The organism is Thermobacillus composti KWC4, assembly GCF_000227705.2.
Classification (GTDB): domain Bacteria; phylum Bacillota; class Bacilli; order Paenibacillales; family Paenibacillaceae; genus Thermobacillus; species Thermobacillus xylanilyticus.
Map to the genome: position 1 here is coordinate 1,826,116 of NC_019897.1, position 18,338 is coordinate 1,844,453.

Consider the following 18,338-nt stretch of genomic DNA (forward strand, 5'->3'; position numbering starts at 1 on the left):
GCTGTTACGTTCTCCGCTTGTGCGGCAGCTGAACGTTGAGGAAGTCGCGGGCCGCGGCGGATGACGGAAAGACCTCCCGGGCTTCCGCTTCCAGCCGCGGCAGATCTTCATCCCGGTAGCGGCCGCTGAAATGCGTGAGCAGGAGCCGCGCGGCCCGCGCATCGCGCGCGGTTCGCGCCGCCTCCGCCGTCGTGCTGTGCCCGTATTCGGCCGCTTTCCCGGCCAGCGCCGCTTCGAACGTCGCTTCGTGCACGACGAGATCGGCGCCTTCGGCCAGCCTGATCGCCGCATCGCACGGCGTCGTATCGCCGAGGATCGCGATGACCCGCCCCGGAATCGGAGGTCCGACGACGTCGGCGGCGCGGATGACACGGCCGTCCTGCAGCGTCGCGTCCTCTCCCCGCTTGAGCTGCGCGTACAGGGGACCCTGCGGCACACCAAGCTCGGCCAGCTTCGCGGCGTCCAGCCTTCCCGGCCTCGGCCGCTCCTCGATCCGGTAACCGTAGCAGGCGATCCGATGATTCAGCGGCGCGGCCTTGACCGTGAACTGGTCATCTTCATGGACGACTCCGCCGTCGCCGTCGATTTCCCGGATCTCGAGCTCGTAATGCACATGGGCTCCCGTGATGCTGAACGTCGTCTCGAGCCAGTGCCGGATGCCCCGCGGGCCGTGCAGCGTGAGCGGCGCATCGCAGCCCATGGAGGAACGGCTGCCGAGCAGCCCCGGGAGGCCGAAGACATGGTCGCCGTGCAGATGCGTCACGAATATCCGCTCCAGCTTGCAGAGCTTCATTCCGGCGCGGAGCAGCTGATGCTGCGTCCCTTCGCCGCAGTCGAACAGCCAGAACGTGCCGCGCTGCGGCGGCATCGTGAGCGCCGCAGCCGTCACGTTCCGTCCTTCCGCCGGCCGTCCGGCCGCCGTTCCGAGCATGGTCAGTTCCATCCGACACACCTCCGTATCCAGTGTGGCCGATCGCCGTCAAGCCTACTCGGCCGCGGGTCTGGTGATCGACAAATCCCCCGCACGGCAATGTGCGGGGGATTTGTCCGTCATTTGTCCACGTTGAAATATTGGGCTTCCGGATGCGCGAACACCATCGCGCTGACCGACGCTTCCGGCTCCATCATATACCCTTCCGTCAGTTCCACGCCGATATCCTCCGGATGCATGAGCTTGAACAGCTTCTCCTGGTCTTCCAGGTTCGGGCAGGCCGGGTAGCCGAACGACACCCGGATGCCCTGATAGCGGGCCGCGAACCGCTGTTTCATCGTCATTTCCGGCGGGTCCGGGAATCCCCAGACGTCGCGCATCATCTGGTGGACGCGCTCCGCGAGCCCTTCCGCCGTCTCGAGGGCGAGCGCCTGCAGCGCATGCGAGCGGAAGTAGTCGCCCCGCTCTTTCGCCTCTTCCGCCAGCCCGCGCACGCCTCGTCCGGCCGTGACGACGAGGAAGCCGACAACATCCATGACGCCGCTTTCGACCGGTTTCAGGAAATCGGCCAGGCACAGGAACGGTTCGGTCCGCTGGCGCGGGAACGAGAACCGCTCAATGATTTCCCCGCTGCCCGCCGGGTCGTAGATCAGGATGTCGTTGCCGTCCGACTGCGCCGGGAAGAAGCGATACATCGCATCGAGCCTGAGTGTCTTCTTCTCAGCGGCTTCGCGGATCAGCCCGTCCACCGCTTCCTTCAGCTGCACCGCCTTCTCGTCTCCGGCAGCGAGCAGGTCGCTGACGGTGCCGCGCAGACCGAGATGGTGGCCGAGCAGCATCTGCATGTTGATGTACGGCACGATCTGGCTGATCGGAATATCGCGCAGCACGCGCCGCTCGAAATCCGGCGGCGTGAATACGGGCGCGTCCTGTGAAACGTTCGAACGGACGGCCGCGGGGGCGGTCTCCTCCTGCTCCCGTTCGCGGGCATTGTCCAGCGACGCTTTCAGCTCCCGATGCTCCTCCTCCAATTCGCGCCGGGCATCGGGGTCCATCAGCTTGTTCGCCAGTTCGAGGCCGTTCATCGCGTCCTTCGCGTACAGCACCAGCCCGTCGTACTCCGGCGCGATGCGCGTCTTCGTGAACTTGCGCGTAAGCGCCGCGCCGCCGACGAGAATCGGCGTGTCGATGCCGGCCGCCTTCAGATCCTGCGCCGTCGTCACCATCTGCTGCGCCGACTTGACGAGCAGGCCGGACAAGCCGATGATGTCGGCGTTCTCCCGCCGCTGCGCCTCGATGATCGCTTCCGGCGGCACTTTGATGCCGAGGTTCACGATTTCGTATCCGTTGTTGGACAGAATGATCTCGACGAGATTTTTGCCGATGTCATGCACGTCGCCCTTGACGGTCGCGAGCATGATTTTGCCCTTGACGCTCGTCTCGGTCTTCTCCATGTGCGGCTCGAGGTACGAGACGGACGCCTTCATCACTTCGGCGCTCTGCAGCACTTCGGCGACGATCAGCTCGTTGTTGTTGAACAGCCGGCCGACCTCTTCCATGCCGCGCATGAGCGGACCGTTGATGATGTCAAGCGGCGCATATTTCTTGAGCGCCTCGTCGAGGTCGGCGAACAGGCCGTCCTTCGAGCCTTCGACCACGTAGTTCGCCAGCCGCTCTTCCAGTGTGAGACTCTCAGTATTCTTCGCCTTCTTCTCGACGGCCTTGTCGCGGAAAGCGGCGACGAACGCGGCGAGCGTCTCGTCGTTCGTATCGTAGATGAGCGCCTCGGCTAGCTTGCGCTCATGCTCCGGAATCGAGGCGTAGCGTTCCAGCCGCTCCGTATTGACGATGGCGTAGTCGAGCCCCGCCTTCGTGCATTCATAGAGGAACACGGAGTTGAGCACTTCGCGGCCTGCCGGCGGAAGGCCGAACGAGACGTTGCTGATGCCGAGGATCGTCTGGCATCGCGGCATCTCCTGCTTGATGAGCCGGATGCCTTCGATCGTCTCCTTCGCCGAGCCGATGTACTGTTCGTCGCCAGTGCCGACCGGGAAGACGAGCGGGTCGAAAATGATGTCCTCCGGCTGCAGCCCGTATTTGTTCACGAGCAGGTCATACGACCGCCGCGCCACTTCCAGCTTCGCTTCGCGCGCGATCGCCTGGCCCCGTTCGTCGATGGTGCCGACGACGACCGCCGCGCCGTACTTTTTGACGAGCGGCACGACCCGCTCGAATTTCTCTTCGCCGTCTTCGAGGTTGATCGAGTTGATGATTGCCTTGCCCTGCGAGAACTTGAGCGACGCTTCGATGACTCGCGGATCGGTCGTGTCGATGACGAGCGGCACCTTCACTTTCTTCACGACCTGCTCGAGGAAACGGGTCATGTCGGCCAGTTCGTCGCGGTCCGGATCCTGCAGGCAGACGTCGATGACGTGCGCGCCGTTTTTCACCTGGGCGCGGGCGATCTCCGCAGCTTCCTCGTACTTGCCTTCGGCGATCAGCCGCTTGAACATGCGCGAACCGAGCACGTTCGTCCGCTCGCCGACGAAGTACGGCCGGTTCTCCGGCTCGATGTACACGGTCTCGATGCCGGAGACGGCCGGCGGATGGCTGCCGGCTTCCGTGCGAGGCTTGTAAGGCGCCAGTGCCTCGGCGAGCGCGCGGATATGCGCCGGCGTCGTGCCGCAGCAGCCGCCCGCGATGTTGAGCCAGCCTTCGCGGGCGAACTGCTCCATCTTCCGCGCGAGTGATTCGGGCGATTCGTGGTAATGGCCGTTCTCATCGGGCAGCCCGGCGTTCGGATAGCAGCTGACGGCCGTCTTCGCGATGGACGCGAGGCTGCGGATGTGATCGCGCATGAATTCCGGACCGGTCGCGCAGTTGAGACCGATCGAGACCGGTTCGAGATGTTCGAGTGAAATATAGAACGATTCAATGTTCTGTCCCGCCAGCGTCGTGCCCATCGGTTCGATCGTGCCGGAGATCATGACGGGCAGTTTCCGTCCGGCTTCCTCGAACGCGCGGTGTACGCCGATGCCCGCCGCCTTCACGTTGAGCGCGTCCTGGCACGTCTCGATGAGCAGCGCGTCGACGCCGCCCTCGATCAAGGCCAGCGCCTGGACATAATAACTGTCGGACAGCTCGTCGAACGTGACGCCGCCCGTAACGGACAGCGTCTTCGTCGTCGGTCCCATTGAACCGGCGACGTAGCGCGGCTTGTCCGGCGTCGAGTACTTCGCGGCTGCTTCGGCCGCGAGGCGGGCCGCCGCGAGATTGATTTCGCGCGCCTTGTCGGCAATGCCGTATTCCGCAAGCACGACGCTCGTCGCGCCGAACGTGTTCGTCTCAATGATATCCGCGCCGGCGTCCAGATACGCCTCGTGGATGCCGCGGATCACATCCGGACGCGTCAGGACGAGCATCTCGTTGCAGCCTTCCAGCTCTTCGCCGCCGAAATCGGCGGCGGTCAGGTTCGCCTGCTGGATCATCGTCCCCATTGCGCCGTCCAATATGAGAATGCGATGTTTCATCGCTTCCTGCAGGGTCGGTTTCGACATGGGCACACCTTCCGCCAAAAAAGTTAAGCCTTATTCTAGCAGAATGAAAAACGCCTGAAAAGCCCGGACCCATCGACAAACGGGCTGAAATCGTGTATAATTCAGGTTAATGATTGATAAATCCTATTGGAAATGAGGGATTAAGATGGCCGAGATTCGCATCCGCAACACCAACGAGAGAATCACCGGAGAGGAGAATGTGCGCGAATTTCTGAATGGACAAGGTGTCCTCTACGAGCACTGGGATACGTCCAAACTGCCGGAGCATCTGCGGGAAAAATTCGTGCTGAGCGATGAGGAGAAGAACGAAATCCTCCAGGCGTATGACGCGGAGATCCGCGATCTCGCCGGCCGGCGCGGCTATCAGACTTGGGACGTCATTTCCCTGTCCGACGCTACGCCGAACCTGGATGAGTTGTTGAAGAAATTCGAACAAGTGCATACGCACACCGAGGACGAAGTCCGCGCCATCGTGGCAGGCAAAGGCATCTTCATCATCAAGGGCAAGCCGGAAGTCGGCTACTTCGACGTCGAGCTGGAAGCAGGTGATGTCATCTCCGTTCCGGAAGGCAATCCGCACTACTTCACGCTGATGGAAAACCGTCAGATCGTCGCCGTGCGTCTGTTCATCGAGCCGGCGGGCTGGGTCGCCCATCCGTACGAAGATCCGGAATTCCAAAAAGCATAAATTCGGCCTTACATGTTCGGAAGCCATCCGCCCAAGCCCCGTTCGGCAAGGAGCGGATGGCTTCTTCGCTGCTTACAGCCGCTCCAGCAGCGCCGGCAGCTCGCGCAGCGACCGGATTTCGCAGGCCGGCTCAATCTCGCCGGAACGCTCAAGACCGTGCCGGTTGATCCATACCGAATCCATGCCGACGGAGTTCGCGCCGAGAATGTCGGTCGTCAGCTTGTCGCCGACCATGACGCCGGCATCCGGCCCGATGCCGAGCAGCGACAGCGCATGGCGGAAGATCGATGCCGCAGGCTTGCCGTCCCCGAATTCGCCCGAGATGACGATATGGTCGAAGTACGGCGCAAGCTCCGGTACGCCGGCCAGCTTCTCGCGCTGCAGATCGGGCGATCCGTTCGTCAAGAGCAACAGCTTGTAGCGGCCGCGCAGCTGATCCAGTACTTCGAACGTCTCGTCGTAGACGAGCGGCCGCGCCCGTCGCTCCGCCGGGAACCGTTCGGCCAGCTCTTCGCCGAGCTGCTCATCCTCGATGCCGATGACGCGCAGGCCGCGGATCCACGATTCGCGGCGATAGGCCGGCGCGAGCGCCTCGAGCTTGCGGAACTCCTCCTGCTCTCCTTCGCGAAAATTCGCCCACAGCCCTTCGAACGGATTGATCCCGATCCGCCGGGTGAACGGATAGGTTTCGTAGGATTCGTACAGCGCTCGCGCTTCCCGGCGAACCGCCTGTTCCAGCTTCTCCGGGTCCGCGCCGGTCCGCTCCTGTGCATACCGGCAGACCGCCTCGAACGCCTCCTTCACGCTGCGTTCGTCCCACAGCAGCGTATCATCAAGATCAAACAGCACCGCTTGCTTTGCCATCCGGTTTCTCTCCCGTCACTTCTTTTTCTCTTCATATGGAATGCGGTTGTCCTGCGCGAACCGCTGCAGCCGGTCGGCCATCTCGTCGACCGGATACCGGTTGAGCATGCGCGAGAACACCCAATTGCCGCCCTTCTTCGGCTCAATGATGATGTATCCCGGCCGGATGACGGTGATCGCCTTGATCGAGCTTGCCGTCAGCGTCTTGTCGCCGGTGAACCTGCGCGTGCCGACGAAGTCTTTCCCCACAAGCAGATAGGGCCGCCTGAACCAGAACAGCGCCGCCAGCGCCAGATAGCTCGCGATCGTCAGCCAGAAAACCGGCGATTCAACCGGATTCGACAGGTTCGGATCGTCCGCGGGAATCGTCACCATATAAATATAGAAGCCGATGAACAGGATCAGGAATGCCGGCAGTATATAATTGCGTCCCTTATACCGGTCCGTCATCGCCGCCGGCGAAGCGACGGCTTTCAGTCCGGCTTTCTTGCGCCGTTTGTTCAGCTGTTCCGTGTGCTTGCGGACTTTTCGTTCCCACGAGCGGGACATGCCAGCTCCCCCTTCTATGCGCTAATGCTTCACCGTGCCGCCCGCTTCATCCGTCCAGCGGATCGCGTCGAGCTGCTGTTTCAGATTGCTTCGGAAACGCGCCAGATATTGCCTGCGCAGCTTGTCCCGCTCCGCCGTCTCTTCCGGCGTGAGACCGATCGTCTTGTGCTTGCGGGCAAGCTCGTTGATGCGCGCCGTCAATTCGTCCATGCGTCATGTGCCTCCCATACCCCTGACATACCACACCTTACTTTGACATCCCGGCCGGATCGTTGTCAAGCCGACAACAAAACAAAAACAACCCGGAAACGGCTTGAACCGTTCCCGGGCCAATCCATCGGCAGTCGACAGGGACGCTCCCGTCTGAAGCTTCCGCACCGGATCAGCGGCTGGACCAATCCGGGATGACGAGCTGTTGTCCCGTTTGAATCACACTGCCGTCCAGACCGTTGCGCTTCCGGATTTCATAGACGGCGCGGCGCGTGTCCATCCCTTTCGCCTTCGCCGCTGCGGCGATCTCCCACAGCGTCTCGCCGGCATCCACGACAATGACCGATTCCGCGGGAGCCGGTTCGGCGGGCACCCGTTCCGACGCGCCGGTTCCCATGATCATGAAACCCGCGCTGACCAGCACGATGAACAGCATGGCTGCGGCATAACGCATGAAAGTGATCCGTTCCCCGCTCGCCGCGCGTTGCCTGCGAACCGCGGAAGTCTGTCCAACTGCGCCAGGACGGCTTTCTTGGATGGAACGATAGGACCGGCATTCACTTACATACATCATGGCCAACACCCCAAACAAACGTTCTCGTTTTGTGATCCCATCATAACACGAACATCTGTTTGCCGTCAACCATTTTCAGAACATTTGTTCCGGGAATGCATGTTCCAATTTCAAAGCCGGCCGCCCTCAATTCCGACAAATATGCGAACCTGTGTTTTCGAGAACGAATGTTTGTGCGAACTCGGGTTCTGTGCTATAATTTGGTGTAACCAATGATTGATGGAGTGAATGCCGTGTCCAGAATATCCAACCGCCAGCAAGCCATACTGGAATTCATCAAACGGGAAGTCCGGGAGAAAGGCTATCCTCCTTCCGTCCGGGAGATCGGTGAAGCCGTCGGCCTGGCTTCCAGCTCGACCGTCCACGGCCACCTGGATCGGCTGGAGAAGAAGGGACTCATCCGCCGCGATCCGACCAAACCGCGCGCGATCGAAATATTGGATGACGACAACGAAGATCAGCTGCCGTTCCCGCTCGCCGTCACCCGCGTACCGGTCGTCGGCAAGGTAACGGCCGGCGCGCCGATCACGGCGACGGAGAACATCGAGGAATATTTCCCCCTCCCCGCCCATTTCACCGGCGATGATGATGTGTTCATGCTTACGGTCAAGGGCGACAGCATGATCGAGGCCGGCATCCACGACGGCGACTATGTCATCGTTCGCCAGCAGCAGACGGCGCAGAACGGCGACATCGTCGTCGCGATGACGGAAGACGACGAAGCGACCGTCAAGACGTTCTACAAGGAGCGCGACCATATCCGGCTGCAGCCCGAGAATCCAGCGATGGAGCCGATCCGGCTGAAACATGTCACGATTCTCGGCAAGGTCATCGGATTGTTCCGCAGCATCCGTTGAATACGGCACCAAGCATGGAAGCCCCGCTTGTCCGGCAGCGATGCCGAACTTGCGTGGCTTCCCTTTTACACTTATCCATCAATACAGCGTCAAATATTGATCGCGTTCCCATTGATGCACTTGCATGCGGTACATGTCCCATTCGATTTCCTTCAGTTCGTAGAAATGGGACAAAGCGTGATCCCCCAGCGCCTCGCAGATCACTTCGTCGCGGATCAGCTCGTCCAGCGCTTCGCGCAGGCTCGAGGGCAGCATCTGGATGCCTTCTTCGATCCGTTCTTCCTCGGTCATGACATAGATGTTCCGGTTCGTCGGCGCCGGCAGTCTCATCCGGTTCTTGATGCCGTCAAGTCCGGCCTTGAGCATGACCGCGAGGCAAAGGTACGGATTGGCCGCCGGATCGGGGTTGCGCACCTCGATCCGCGTGCTTAAGCCCCGCGACGCCGGAATGCGCACCATCGGGCTCCGGTTGCTCGCCGACCAGGCGACATAGTTCGGCGCTTCATAGCCGGGCACAAGCCGCTTGTACGAATTGACGGTCGGATTCGTAACGGCCGCGAACCCGCGGGCGTGATGCAGCACCCCGGCCATGAACCAGCGCGCGGTATCGCTCAGGCCGAGCGGATCGTCCGGATCGTAGAACGCGTTCTCGCCGTCCCGGAACAGCGAAAGATGGCAGTGCATGCCCGATCCGTTCACGCCGAACAGCGGCTTCGGCATGAACGTCGCATGCAGGCCGTGCTGCCGCGCGACCGTCTTGACGACAAGCTTGAACGTCTGGATCCGGTCCGCCGCCGTTACCGCATCGGAGTACTTGAAGTCGATCTCATGCTGGCCGGGCGCGACTTCATGGTGCGAAGCCTCGATCTCGAAGCCCATCTCTTCGAGCGTGAGCACGATTTCCCGGCGGCAGTTCTCGCCGAGGTCGGTCGGCGCGAGGTCGAAATAGCCGCCCTGGTCGTTCACTTCGTGCGTCGGGTTGCCGCGCTCGTCGGTTTTGAACAGGAAGAACTCCGGTTCCGGACCGACGTTCATCGTGGAGAAGCCGAGCTCCTCCGCTTCCTTCAGCACCCGTTTCAGAATGCCGCGCGGGTCTCCCGCGAACGGCGTCCCGTCCGGCATGTACACGTCGCAGATCAGACGGGCGACCCGGTCTTCCGTCACCCACGGGAAGACGACCCATGTATCGAGATCGGGATACAGATACATGTCGGACTCCTCGATCCGGACGTAACCCTCGATCGAGGAACCGTCGAACATCATCTTGTTGTCCAGCGCCTTCTCGAGCTGGCTCAGCGGAATTTCAACGTTCTTGATCGTCCCGAGCAGATCCGTAAACTGCAGACGGATGAACCGGACGTTCTGCTCCCGCGCGATGCGCAGGATGTCCTCCTTGGTGTAGCCCATCTTATCCTCTCCTTGCCGCGATTAAGGTTTATTGTTGTAGAACCTGGACAGCTGACCCTGGATGAGCGATGTCCTGCCGGGACGGCGTTCGAGCAGCTGCTGCTTGAGCAGCCGGTGGAGCTGCAGATCCGTCAGTTCGCGGCGTTTGCTTTCCGTCTGCGGCGTAATGACCGTCGCTTCTTCCGATTCCTTTGAAACCGGATTCATCACTTGCTTGATTCCGGCGATGTTGACGCCTTTCTCGATCAGGGACTTGATCTCCAGCAGCCGCTCGACATCGTTGAACGAAAACAGGCGCTGGTTGCCCGAAGTCCGCGCCGGCATGACCAGACCGTGCTGCTCGTAGTAGCGGATTTGGCGGGCGGTCAAATCCGTCAGCTTCATCACGATGCCGATCGGGAAGAGCGCCATGTTTCTGCGGATCTCGTCACCCATGCCGCATCAACCTTCCAATTTTTTGTAGTATGGGTACTCGTATCGACACGAATAAAACGTGTCAAGAAATGTTAGGTTTAATTACAATGTTAGACCGTTCGGCAAGCCGTGTCAAGGCGGAAAGCACCCCAAGTTTTGCGTGGGCATAGGTCAGCCCGCCCTGCATATACGCGATATACGGCTCCCGGATCGGCGCGTCGGCGGAAAGTTCCAGGCTGCCGCCCTGCACGAACGCGCCGGCCGCCATGATGACGGGATGCTCGTATCCCGGCATGTCGCCCGGTTCCGGCACGGCGTGCGCGTCGACGGCCGCCGCCTGCTGGATGCCCTGCACGAAGGCGATGAGCGAGTCGGCCGAATCGAACCGGACGGCCTGGATCAGGTCGGTTCTCGGCTCGTTCCAGCGCGGTTTCGACTCGAAGCCCAGCTCCTCGAACATGGCCGCGGCAAAAATGCTCCCTTTCACCGCCTGCCCGACCATATGCGGTGCGAGGAAAAATCCCTGGAACATCCAGCGCTGCATGCCGGCCGTCGCGCCGACTTCACCGCCGATGCCGGGCGCGGTCAGCCGGCCGGCCGCCTTCTCCACGAGGTCCGCCCGTCCGCAGATGTAGCCGCCGGACAGCGCCAGCCCGCCGCCGGGATTTTTGATCAGCGAGCCGGCCATCAGATCGACGCCGGCCTCCGTCGGCTCCGTCTCCTCGGTAAATTCGCCGTAGCAATTGTCGACGAAGACGATGGCGTCGGGCTTGACCGCCTTCACCCGGCGCACCATCTCGCCGATCTCGTCCACGGTGAACGAAGCGCGCCAGTCGTAGCCGCGCGACCGCTGGATGGCGACGACGCGGGTCCGCTCGCCGATCGCGTCCAGCACGGCGTCCCAGTTGACGCGGCCGCCTTCGGCCAGCGGCACCTCCCGGTAGCCGATGCCGAAATCGCGCAGCGATCCCTTGCCGTCTCCCGGCTCGCCGATCACTTTGTGCAGCGTGTCATACGGCCGCCCGGTCATGTAGAGCAGTTCGTCTCCCGGCCGGAGCACGCCGAACAGCGCGCAGCTGATCGTATGCGTGCCGGATGCGAAATGCGGCCGCACGAGCGCCGCCTCCGCGCCGAACACGTCGGCATACACCCGGTCGAGCGCCTCGCGCCCGCTGTCATTGTATCCGTATCCGGTTGAACCGTTCAGATGAAAATCGCTCACCTTGTGGCGCTGAAACGCGCGGATCACTTTCCACTGGTTCCGTTCCGCGATCCGGTCGGCCTCGCGGAGCCGCGGGGCGATCCGCTCTTCCACCGCCTCGGCGAGACGGAGCAGTTCGCTGTCAATGCCGTGAATCATCCAGTCTCCATCCCATCGCTTCATAATTGTCAGACCCATTAAAGCACATTTCGTTTCCGGTAATCAATCGCAAGGCGGCGAAACAGAATAGCCAGGTCCGGAACGAACCTGGCCCCAGCCTACAGCGCATAAGGCTGCAGCTTATATCCGCTCACCTCATATTCGCGCTTGTTCAGCCGTACCGCAATCCGCATCGTCTCCCCGTCGTCCGAGACCGACTGTTCGACAACTTCACCCATCCGGTGCGCAAGGGCGATCAGATCGCCCCTTGCGGCGGGAATCGCGAACGAACGGATTTCGCCGGTCAGCTTGTCCTGCACGGCGCGGCCGATCGCCTCCCGGTCGCTTGCCGAGAACGCGCTGACGAGCAGCGCGTCCCCGTCCCGCCGGAGCAGATGCAGTTCCTCATTCGTGCACAGGTCGATCTTGTTGTACAGCACGATCCGCGGCCTGTCTCCGGCTCCGAGCTCGGTCAAAATCCGATCGACGACCGCCATCTGCTCCTCCCGGTACGGCGACGAGCTGTCCACGACATGGAGGATGAGATCGGCTTCCGCCGCTTCCTCGAGCGTCGACCGGAATGCGGCCACCAGCTCGTGGGGCAGGTTCTGGATAAAGCCGACCGTATCCGTCAGGACGACCTCGGTCCCGTCCGGAAGCGTCCAGGCGCGCGAAGTCGGATCGAGCGTCGCGAACAGCTGGTTCTCGACGTACACATCCGCATTCGTCAGCTCGCGGAGCAGCGTCGACTTGCCGGCGTTCGTATAGCCGACGAGCGCGACCTGCGTGACGCCCGTCTTGCGCCGGCGTTCGCGCTGCACGCTGCGGTGGCGGACCACTTCCTTGAGCTGCCGCTTCAGATCCGCGATCCGCTCGCGGATATGGCGGCGGTCCGTCTCCAGCTTCGTCTCGCCCGGCCCCCGCGTGCCGATGCCGCCGCCGAGCCGCGACAGATTCTTGCCGTGGCCCGCAAGGCGCGGCAGCAGATAGCTGAGCTGGGCAAGCTCGACCTGGATGATGCCTTCCCGCGTCTTTGCGCGGCCTGCGAAAATGTCGAGAATGAGCTGCGTCCGGTCGATGATCTTCAGGTCGAGCCCTTCCTCCAGATTACGCACCTGCGCGCCGGACAGCTCCTGGTCGAAAATGGCCGTCGTCGCACCGAGCTCCTGCGCGACCGCGCGCAGTTCTTCCACCTTCCCCTTGCCGAGAAAAAAGCGCGGGTCCGGCGCCTCGCGGTGCTGCGTGACCGCAGTGAGCACTTCGACGCCGGCCGTTTCGGCCAGCGCGACAAGCTCGCGCAGCGAGTATTCCGGATCGACGCCGGCGCGCTTAATCTCGTCCGTCACCAGGCTGACCAGAATCGCCCGTTCCCGAATGTCAGCCGCCGTCTCGTGCAGCGTCGTCATGCCGCCACCGCTCCTTCATTGCCTGAAATGTATGGTCCGCCGGCTTTACGCATCCTCCGTATCCCAGCGAAAATCTTCCGGCCGGATCGTCATCAGCTCCTGCCTGCCGGGCTGGCCGCTGCCGTACAGATTGAGCAGCCGCACCGCCTGGTGGCGGATCGCCTTTTCGATCACATTGCGCACATAGCGCGCGTTGCTGAAAGCGAACATCGATTCGCGCTTCAGCTCGGCGAGATGCTGGCGCAGCTTGGCGACCGCCTGCGGCTGCATCTCGTAATCCCGCTCCTTCACCATCAGCTCGGCGATTTTGACCAGCTGGTCCACCGTATAATCCGGAAAGTCGATCCGGATCGGGAAACGGGAAGGCAGGCCGGGGTTGGACATCAGAAACATGTCGATTTCCTCGGGGTAACCGGCAAGGATGAGCACGAACTGATTTTTGTAGTCTTCCATCGCTTTCACAAGCGTATCGATCGCTTCCTTGCCGAAATCTTTCTCGCCGCCGCGTGCGAGGCTGTAGGCTTCGTCCACGAACAATACGCCGCCGAGCGCCTTGCGCACGAGGTCCCGTGTCTTCTGCGCCGTATGCCCGATATATTCGCCGACGAGATCCGCCCGCTCCACCTCGATGAGGTGTCCCTTCTGCAGCACGCCCATCTTCTGGAACAGCTTCGCCACAATGCGTGCGATCGTCGTCTTGCCCGTGCCCGGATTGCCGCGGAAAATCATATGATACACCTGGGGGCCGACCGACAGCCCCGCCGCCGCCCGCAGACCGGACACATGAAGGAGCGCATAGATCTCGTAGATGAGCGCCTTCACTTTCTCCATGCCGACCATCGCGTCCAGCTCGCGCTGGATTTCGGCGAAAGGCGAGCCCGGTTCAACGCCCTTCACCATTTCGCTCACCGGCTGTTCCGCAGGTGATGCGGCCGGCTCGACGGGCCGCAGGACGATGCTGATCTGCCGCGAAGGTCTGGGCGCTCCCGTGCCGCCCGCCGCTGCTGCGCGTCCGTTCATCAAGAACATCCCATCCTTCTCAGATAGATCGGACGATGTCGACGGTCCGCCTGATGCCTTATCCATCTTATTCGCGAGCGGTCCGAGATATTAGCAGAATCGGATGCGGACGCGCAAGGTTCACAAGCCGGGCCGGTCGGGAATTTGCAGGCCGATGCGCAGCAGCACGCTGTCGAGCTTCCACTTCGTGAAAGCCGCGATTTCCCGGACATGTCTCTGCGACGCGGGAAGCACGGACGATTCCGCCGCCGCGAACCCCGGCTGTTCGTAGCCGAGCCAGCGCGCGACATCCCGCGCCCGAGCCGCATGGAAATCGTGCGTCACGATGAGCGCCGTGCGAAGCCTTTCCCGATCCATGACGTCCCGGCTGAACGCCAGATTCTCATAGGTGCTCCGCGCTTCGGGCTCGAGCAGGAGCCGGTCTTCCGGCACGCCGAGTGCGGCCAGATAGTGCTTCATCCCTTCGGCTTCCGTCAGCCGGGAACCCGCATGGTCATAGCCGCCGGTCAGGATAAACACGCGGAACCGGCCTTCGCGGTACAGTTCGAACGCCTTGTCCAGCCGTTCCTTCAGACCCGGACTCGGCTCGCCGTTCCAGAGGGCCGCACCGAGCACGATGCCGGCGTCATATTCGGGCAGTTCCATCTTCGGTTCGAACGATTCGATCTTCCAATAAATCCAGGCGATCCAGCCCGCGCAGGCGACGGCCGCAGACAGGGCTCCCTTCAGCAGACGCGCCGGCAGTCCGGATCGGCGTTTCCGCCGGCGGACGGCCTGCGCTTCCGCCGCCTTCATGACGGATCTTTCCCGACGATCCGTTCCGCAAGCTGTTTGCGGTGCCGCAGGCTGAGCGTGAAATAACGGAACCGGCCGTTCCGGATCATCGACAGCAGCCGTTCGGCGGTTCTGCGCGCCATCTCCGCGTCGCGCTTCGTCACCTCGCCGTTTTTCACCGCTTCTTCCAGTTCGTCCTCGTCGAGGAGGTAAACTTCCCCCGTCGGCAGCACGACGATGTCCAGGTACAGATCATCAAACCACGGCACCTTCTGGTCGGTCATGCCCTGATTTTTGCAAATGTCGATGTACCATTGCACGACTTTGCCCTTGTCATCGAACATCGTCGTGACAACGAAATGTTCGCCCTTCGGAAAATGCTGCATCCACAGATAGCCCCGGTTCGCCAGACAGAGCCTGCGTCCGTTGTATTCTTTCCAGAGCGGCTCGCGGAGCTCATGAATCCTATAGAACGTGACCAAGCCGCGGTAGTCGTCGCCGTCAAGCGCCAGACAGCTGTAGCTTCTGCGCAGGATGCGCCGCCAGTTGGCCCGATCCGAGAATTTACGTTTCATGGCAAGATACCTTTCCGCATGTGATGAGACTCTTTATGAAAAAAGATTACCACATCTGTCCGCTCATCACCAGTTGGCAGCGAGATAATCCGCCTTCGCCATGCGTCAGGGAGCCGGCGCGCCGTCCACGGGCGCCGGTTCTTCCGCCTCGCCTTCTTCCGTTTCCCCGTTTCCGGGTCCGGCCGGCTGCCCGGCGCCGCCGTTTCCGGATTCGCTGTTGCCGGGCAGCTCGCCGTTTCGGCTGCCGTTCGATCCGCCGCTGTTCCATCCTCCGTCGGGAATCGTGCCAGATCCTCCGTCCTGTCCGTCATCCTGACCGCCGTCTTCGCCGTCTCCGGGGATGCCGGAATCGTCAGGTTCACCGGGGAACGGCCAGATGCCTCCGTCATTGCCGTCAAAATCGCCGTCCGGAAAATCCGACGGCAGCTCCGGATCCGGCCAGATCGAATCGGGCACCGTCACGCCGCGGATCGTTGACTTGTCGCCTTCGAGCGCGTGCTCCCTGTCATAGACGGTCACGTAGTATTCGTACGTGACGCCGGGTTCGACCGCAAGGTCGAGCGCCGTCGTGCTTTCCGTTACGGTGAGCAGCTCGAATTCGTCCTCGTTTTCCGCCTTGCGGTAGACGCGGTAGAGCAGTCCCTCGCCCTGCCGCGACCACGACAGGCGGACGCCGAGATCCGCATCGCTCCAAGTAACGGAGAATCCTCCGACGGTCGGCGGCTTTACGACCGTCTTCACGCCTTCCGGCTTCGTGAAGGACGATGCCGGCACATCCTTCAGCGCTTCCCCCATCACCTTGGCGAACAGCGCCGCCGCCATCGAACTGCCGCGTTTCAGCACATGCTGCTCATCCGTGCGGTCATAGCCCATCCAGACCGCGGCCGTCCATTCCGGCGTATAGCCGACGAACCAGACATCGCGGTTGGCGCTCGACTTGAAGCCCGGAATGCCGTGCTCGGTCGTTCCGGTCTTGCCGGCGACCGGGCGGTTGATGCGCGCCTTCGTGCCGGTTCCGCCTTTCTCCAGCACCGCCTGCAGCATCTCCGTCATGTACCAGGCCGTCTCCGGCTTGATGAGCCGCTTCGCTTCCGGCGCCTTGTACTGGTAGATGACCTTGCCTTTCCGGTCTTCGATGCGCACGATGGCGTGCGGGTCGACCGATACGCCTCCGCTGGCGAACACGCTGTAGGCCGTCGCCATCTCCATCGGCGTCACCCCGCGCGTCAGACCGCCGAGGGCGATGGCCAGATTGCGGTCGTCCGCATCCAGCTCGATGCCGAGCCGCTTCGCGAATTCGAGGCCGCGATCCACGCCGATTTCATTGAGCAGCCAGACCGTCGAGGCGTTGCGCGACTCTTTGAGCGCCTGGCGCATCGTGATCGAGCCCGCATATTTGCCGCCCGGGTTTGTCGGACAATAATCGCCGTAGCATTTCTTCTCGTCCTGCAGTTTGGACCAGGGGTACCAGTCGCCCGACTCGAGCGCCGGGCCGTAAACGGCGATCGGCTTGAATGCCGATCCCGGTTGCCGCGGCTGCACCGCCCGGTTCAGCCCCTTGTTCTGATACTCGCGTCCGCCGGCCATCGCTTCGATCTCGCCTGTCCGGTGATCGATGATGACCATCGCACCCTGGACGATCCGGTCATCCGCGCTCTCCTCGAAATTGTCCGGATCGGCGAACGCCTTCTCGACGATCTGCTGGGCGTTAACGTTCAACGTCGTGTAAATTCTGTATCCGCCGACGCGAAGCTCTTCTTCGGTAAGTCCGGTCACCCGTTCCGCTTCGGTGGCGACAAAGTCGACGAAAGCCGGATATTTCTGCGATGCCGCGCCCGCATAAGCGTCTTCCGGCGGCTCGTATGCTGCCGCCTTCTTCTTCGCCTCTTCCACCTGCTCCGCCGTGATCAGTCCTTGCTGCTCCATCAGCGAAAGCACGACGGCCATCCGCTCCTGCGACCGCTCATGGTTGCTTATCGGGTTGTAAACGTTCGGCGCCTTCGGAATGCCGGCCAGCGTCGCTATCTCCCAGATCTCGAGCTTGTTCAGATCATCCTTGCCGAAATAAAGCTTGGACGCCGCCAGAATGCCGTGCGCGCCTCTGCCGAAATAGATCCGGTTCAGATACAGCTCCAGAATCTCGTCCTTCGACAGATTCTTCTCGAGCGCCACGGCGATCGACGCTTCCGACGCCTTGCGGAAGAACGTTTTCTCATGGCTGAGGAACATGTTCTTCGCGAGCTGCTGCGTGATCGTGCTGCCGCCTTCCACCATGCTCCGCGCCATGATGTCCTTTACGATCGCGCGGCCGATGGCCCAAAAGTCGACGCCTTCATGCTCATAGAAGCGCCGGTCTTCCACCGCGACGAACGCCCGGTACACCAGCTCCGGGATATCCCCGAATTTCACATATTCCCGGTTCTCCACCGTCGCAAGTGCGGCCGCTTCGCGGCCGTCCTTGTCGTAAATGATCGTCGTCTCGGCGAACTCGAACGCTTTCTGGTTCGCCGCCAGTATCCGTTCTCCGTTCAGCACGATCAGGAGATAGCCAACCACCGCGCAGACGACCGCAAGACAACCGGTGGCCAGAAACCAGCCAAACCAGTGTCTTCCCCTTTTTCTTCCCCCGCGTTTCTTGTCCGCCTTCCCGGATGTCTTGCCGCCGGACGGACGCTTCGGATTGCGATTTGTCGTCACAGCAGACTCCCCTCCTCCGTCTCGGTTGCCTGTTCTCTCTATGTTTCCCGGAAACAAAAGAACAACCCACGGCAGGGCCGCTCCGGCGGTTCAAGTTCACCGTTGCGGCACCAAGGGGCGGGTTGCTCCTTGTCGATCCGTTATTTGAATTAACGACGCGGGCGGTCAAAAAGTTTCGCTTCTGTCAGGATTCGGCTCCCGAATCCGGCATGAGCGAGATGCTGCGCTGCGGGGTAAAGGTCGAGATTGCGTGCTTGTAAATCATCTGTTGACGGCCTTCGCTCTCGATGACGATCGTGAAGTTGTCAAATGCCCGGACGACGCCCCGGATCTGGAAGCCGTTCGTCAAATAGACCGTTACGGGAACGCTGTCCTTGCGAAGATGATTGAGAAACGTATCCTGAATATTGATGGATTTGCTCATGGGCCGTTACCCCCGTCGAAAAGATTGGTTA

17 protein-coding genes are annotated in these 18,338 nt (G+C 61.8%); 2 read left to right on the forward strand and 15 right to left on the reverse strand.

What is annotated here, in order from left to right; genetic code table 11:
- Nucleotides 1–4: 4 nt before the first annotated feature.
- Both rnz and metH read right to left on the reverse strand, forming a co-directional pair.
- Nucleotides 5–943 carry a ribonuclease Z gene (gene rnz, locus THECO_RS08505; RefSeq protein WP_015254624.1) on the reverse strand — a complete coding sequence of 313 codons (939 nt, stop codon included), beginning with the start codon at nucleotides 941–943 and terminating at the stop codon, nucleotides 5–7.
- Nucleotides 944–1,050: 107 nt separating this feature from the next.
- Nucleotides 1,051–4,488 (reverse strand): methionine synthase, encoded by a 3,438-nt coding sequence (metH, locus tag THECO_RS08510; protein WP_015254625.1) that lies wholly within the window; start codon nucleotides 4,486–4,488, stop codon nucleotides 1,051–1,053.
- Between the two features lie 145 nt (nucleotides 4,489–4,633).
- Between metH and THECO_RS08515 the strand changes: the two genes are divergently transcribed.
- Complete coding sequence (locus tag THECO_RS08515) at nucleotides 4,634–5,176, forward strand: 1,2-dihydroxy-3-keto-5-methylthiopentene dioxygenase (protein WP_015254626.1); 543 nt, start codon at nucleotides 4,634–4,636, stop codon at nucleotides 5,174–5,176.
- Nucleotides 5,177–5,248: 72 nt separating this feature from the next.
- On the opposite strand, the gene THECO_RS08520 is transcribed toward THECO_RS08515, so the two are convergent.
- The 4 genes from THECO_RS08520 to THECO_RS20540 all read right to left on the reverse strand — a co-directional run bounded on the left by THECO_RS08520 (nucleotide 5,249) and on the right by THECO_RS20540 (nucleotide 7,253).
- Nucleotides 5,249–6,040, reverse strand: a complete 792-nt coding sequence (locus THECO_RS08520) for an HAD family hydrolase (protein WP_015254627.1) — start codon at nucleotides 6,038–6,040, stop codon at nucleotides 5,249–5,251.
- 15 nt (nucleotides 6,041–6,055) lie between these two features.
- A complete protein-coding gene (locus THECO_RS08525) occupies nucleotides 6,056–6,589 on the reverse strand; it encodes a hypothetical protein (RefSeq protein WP_015254628.1) in 534 nt (177 codons plus the stop codon).
- A 21-nt stretch (nucleotides 6,590–6,610) separates the two neighbouring features.
- The gene (locus THECO_RS08530; RefSeq protein ID WP_015254629.1) at nucleotides 6,611–6,799 is read right to left on the reverse strand and encodes a DUF896 domain-containing protein; all 189 of its coding nucleotides are present in this window, start codon (nucleotides 6,797–6,799) and stop codon (nucleotides 6,611–6,613) included.
- Between the two features lie 172 nt (nucleotides 6,800–6,971).
- A complete protein-coding gene (locus tag THECO_RS20540; RefSeq protein WP_015254630.1) occupies nucleotides 6,972–7,253 on the reverse strand; it encodes a LysM peptidoglycan-binding domain-containing protein in 282 nt (93 codons plus the stop codon).
- Between the two features lie 353 nt (nucleotides 7,254–7,606).
- On the opposite strand from THECO_RS20540, the gene lexA reads away from it, so the two are divergent.
- Entirely contained in the window at nucleotides 7,607–8,230 is a 624-nt protein-coding gene (gene lexA / locus THECO_RS08540) for a transcriptional repressor LexA (RefSeq protein ID WP_015254631.1), read from the forward strand.
- Between the two features lie 78 nt (nucleotides 8,231–8,308).
- Here lexA and glnA read toward each other — a convergent pair whose 3' ends face one another.
- From glnA to hfq, 9 genes are all read right to left on the reverse strand, one after another.
- The gene (glnA, locus tag THECO_RS08545) at nucleotides 8,309–9,637 is read right to left on the reverse strand and encodes a type I glutamate--ammonia ligase (RefSeq protein ID WP_015254632.1); all 1,329 of its coding nucleotides are present in this window, start codon (nucleotides 9,635–9,637) and stop codon (nucleotides 8,309–8,311) included.
- A 21-nt stretch (nucleotides 9,638–9,658) separates the two neighbouring features.
- On the reverse strand, nucleotides 9,659–10,072 hold the full coding sequence (locus THECO_RS08550; protein ID WP_015254633.1) for a MerR family transcriptional regulator: 414 nt from the start codon (nucleotides 10,070–10,072) through the stop codon (nucleotides 9,659–9,661).
- A 61-nt stretch (nucleotides 10,073–10,133) separates the two neighbouring features.
- Entirely contained in the window at nucleotides 10,134–11,411 is a 1,278-nt protein-coding gene (locus THECO_RS08555) for a methionine gamma-lyase family protein (RefSeq protein WP_015254634.1), read from the reverse strand.
- 119 nt (nucleotides 11,412–11,530) lie between these two features.
- Nucleotides 11,531–12,817, reverse strand: a complete 1,287-nt coding sequence (gene hflX, locus THECO_RS08560; protein WP_015254635.1) for a GTPase HflX — start codon at nucleotides 12,815–12,817, stop codon at nucleotides 11,531–11,533.
- A 45-nt stretch (nucleotides 12,818–12,862) separates the two neighbouring features.
- On the reverse strand, nucleotides 12,863–13,837 hold the full coding sequence (locus THECO_RS08565) for an AAA family ATPase (RefSeq protein ID WP_041854330.1): 975 nt from the start codon (nucleotides 13,835–13,837) through the stop codon (nucleotides 12,863–12,865).
- Nucleotides 13,838–13,957: 120 nt separating this feature from the next.
- Nucleotides 13,958–14,632: a SanA/YdcF family protein gene (locus THECO_RS08570; RefSeq protein WP_015254637.1), complete on the reverse strand. Its 675-nt coding sequence runs from the start codon at nucleotides 14,630–14,632 to the stop codon at nucleotides 13,958–13,960.
- Complete coding sequence (locus THECO_RS08575) at nucleotides 14,629–15,186, reverse strand: DUF402 domain-containing protein (protein ID WP_015254638.1); 558 nt, start codon at nucleotides 15,184–15,186, stop codon at nucleotides 14,629–14,631. The genes THECO_RS08570 and THECO_RS08575 overlap by 4 nt, the downstream gene beginning before the upstream one ends.
- 105 nt (nucleotides 15,187–15,291) lie before the next feature.
- Nucleotides 15,292–17,883: a transglycosylase domain-containing protein gene (locus THECO_RS08580; protein ID WP_015254639.1), complete on the reverse strand. Its 2,592-nt coding sequence runs from the start codon at nucleotides 17,881–17,883 to the stop codon at nucleotides 15,292–15,294.
- Nucleotides 17,884–18,067: 184 nt separating this feature from the next.
- Nucleotides 18,068–18,307, reverse strand: a complete 240-nt coding sequence (gene hfq / locus THECO_RS08585; RefSeq protein ID WP_015254640.1) for an RNA chaperone Hfq — start codon at nucleotides 18,305–18,307, stop codon at nucleotides 18,068–18,070.
- Nucleotides 18,308–18,338 lie beyond the last annotated feature (31 nt).